This is a genomic window from Streptomyces sp. NPDC002785 (genome assembly GCF_040295565.1).
Classification (GTDB): Bacteria; Actinomycetota; Actinomycetes; order Streptomycetales; family Streptomycetaceae; genus Streptomyces.
In genome coordinates this window covers 1-3,098 of sequence record NZ_JBEOVN010000373.1, presented here as the reverse complement: position 1 = coordinate 3,098, position 3,098 = coordinate 1, and the positions used below count along the sequence as shown (strand labels likewise).

Here is a 3,098-nt window from a genome sequence, read left to right as displayed (position 1 = left end):
CAGTCGGTGGTCGTCGCGGGTGACGAGGACGCGGCCGTCGCGATCGCCGGGACCTTCGAGGCGCAGGGCCGCAAGACCAAGCGGCTCACCGTCTCCCATGCCTTCCACTCGCCCCGCATGGACGGCATGCTCGACGCCTTCCGCGAGGTCGCCGAGCGGCTGACCTACCACGCCCCGACGATCCCGATCGTCTCCAACCTCACCGGCGACCTGGTCTCCGCCGAGGAGATCACCAGCCCCGATTTCTGGGTCCGGCATGTCCGCGAGGCTGTCCGCTTCCTCGACGGCATCCGCGCCCTGGAAACGCGTGGTGTCACCACCTTCGTCGAACTCGGCCCCGGCGGCGTGCTCTCCGCCATGGGCCAGGACTGCTCGCTCACCGCCAAACCACAGACGATGGCGTTCGTGCCCGCCCTGCGCGACGACCGCCCCGAGCCCCTCACCCTGACCCTGGCCCTGGCGCGGGCGCACGTGCGCGGCGTGGCCGTGGACTGGCCCACGTTCTATGCCGGCACCGACGCCCACCGCGTCGACCTGCCCACCTACGCCTTCCAGCGGCAGCGCTACTGGCCGTCCAACCCCTTCGCCGACATGGGCGCCCCGGCCGGGGACGGCGAGACCGGTGCGCTCAGCGCCACCGACGCCCGCTTCTGGGAAGTTGTGCACAGCGAGGACCTCGCGGCCCTCGCCGACACCCTCGGCATTGACGGCGACCAGCCGCTCAGCTCCGTGCTCCCCGCACTGTCCGCCTGGCGCCGACGGCACCACGACCGCTCCACCGCCGACGGCTGGCGCTACCGCACCACCTGGAAGCCGCTGGCCCAGGCCCAGCCCTCGCTGCTGTCCGGCACCTGGCTCGTCGTCACCCCGGCCGGTGCGGCCGACTCCGTGTGGCTGACCGAGCCGGTACGCATGCTCACCGAGCGCGGCGTGCGGGTCGAACAGCTCGCCGTGTCCGTCACCGTCGACCGGACCGACCTCGCCGAGCGGCTGCGCACCGCCCTGCCCGAGGGTGACACGCTCGCCGGCGTGCTGTCCCTGCTCGGCCTGGACGAGCGGCCGCACCCCGAACACCCCGATCTCAGCGCCGGCCTCGCAGGCACCGTCGCACTCGTCCAGGCGCTGGGCGACGCGGACCTCGACGCCCGGCTGTGGGCTGTCACCTGCGGCGCGGTGTCCACCGGCCGCTCCGACCGGCTCACCAGCGCCGTCCAGGCGCAACTGTGGGGACTGGGCCGGACCGTGGGTCACGAGCACCCCGAGCGCTGGGGCGGCCTGATCGACCTGCCCGAGACCGCCGACGAACGCGCCCTCGGCCGCCTCGCCGAGGCACTCTCCGGCCTCGGCGACGAGGACCACCTCGCGATCCGTTCCCAAGGTGTCTTCGTACGCCGCCTCGCCCGTGCCCCACACGCCGAGACCACCGGCGAGGGCTGGACGGGCCGCGGCACCGCGCTCGTCACCGGTGGCACCGGCGCACTGGGTGCCCACGTCGCCCGCTGGCTGATACGCAACGGCACCGAACACCTGCTGCTGACCAGCCGTCGTGGCCCGGACGCGCCGGGCGCGGCCGAACTGCGCGAAGAGCTGACCGCGCTGGGCGCCGAGGTCACCGTCGCCGCCTGCGACGCCGCCGACCGGGGCGCCCTGGCCGAGCTGTTGGCGTCCATCCCCGAGCGGTACCCACTGACCACCGTGGTGCACGCCGCCGGTGTGCTCGACGACGGCGTCCTGAACGCCCAGACCCCGGCGCGCATGGCCGAGGTGCTGCGCCCCAAGGCCACCGCCGCACTCAACCTGCACGAGCTCACCCGCGAGCTGGACCTGACCGCCTTCGTGCTGTTCTCGTCCATGGCCGCCACCTTCGGCGCCGCGGGCCAGGCCAACTACACCGCCGCCAACGCCTACCTCGACGCCCTGGCCGAGCAGCGCCGTGCCGAGGGACTGCACGCCGTCTCGCTGGCCTGGGGCGCCTGGGCCGAGGGCGGCATGGCCACCGACGAGTTGGTCGCCGAGCGGCTCCGGCTGTCCGGGCTGCCCGCGCTCGCCCCCGAGCCGGCCACCGCCGCGCTGCGCACCGCCCTCGACCTGGACGAGACCTTCTCCCTGGTCGTGGACATCGACTGGGACCGGTTCGCCCCCGGCCTCACCGCCATCCGGCCCAACCCGCTGGTCGCCGAACTTCCCGAGGCCCGGCAGGCGTTCGATGCGGCACGGCCGACGGATGCCGGGGGAGACGCCTCCTTCGCCCAGCGACTGGCCGCCGCCGCGACCGAGGAGGATCGCGAGGCACTCGCCCTGGACTTCGTCCGGACTCAGGTCGCGGTCGTCCTGGGCCACCCGGGACCGGAGTCCGTGGAACCCGGCCGCGCCTTCCGCGACCTCGGCTTCGACTCGCTGACCGCGGTCGAGATCCGCAACCTGCTGGGCTCGCTCACCGGGCTGCGTCTGCCCGCCACGATCATCTTCGACTACCCGACCCCGCTCGTCCTGGCGGAGTTCCTCCAGGACGAGCTCGTCGGCTCCCGGCCGGTGGTCGCCGGTCCGGCCGCCCCCATGGCGGCCCTGGCCGACGACCCGATCGCGATCGTCGCGATGAGCTGCCGTTTCCCCGGCGGCGTGGCCACCCCCGAAGAGCTGTGGAAGCTGCTCATATCGGGCCAGGACGCGGTCACCGGCTTCCCCACCGACCGCGGCTGGGACATCGAGTCGCTCTACGACCCGGAGTCCGGCGCCGAGAACACCACCTACGTGCGGGACGGCGGATTCCTCACCGACGCCGCCGACTTCGACCCGGCGTTCTTCGGCATTTCGCCGCGCGAGGCCCTCGCCATGGACCCGCAGCAGCGGTTGCTGCTGGAGACGTCCTGGGAGGCGTTCGAGCGGGCCGGCATCGACCCGGCCACGATGCGCGGTCAGCAGGTCGGCGTCTTCGCAGGCACCAACGGCCAGGACTACCTCCCGGTCGTCCTCGCCGCTCCGGGCGGCTCCGAGGGCTTCGTCGGTACGGGCAACGCGGCCAGTGTGATGTCGGGCCGGGTTTCCTACGCGTTGGGTCTGGAGGGTCCGGCGGTCACGGTCGACACGGCGTGCTCGTC

General features: G+C 73.5%; 1 protein-coding gene. It reads left to right on the top strand.

What is annotated here, in order from left to right; translation table 11 throughout:
• Positions 1 to 3,098: SDR family NAD(P)-dependent oxidoreductase (locus ABTZ94_RS37055; protein WP_351207791.1), on the top strand; the 3,098-nt coding region annotated here is incomplete at both ends.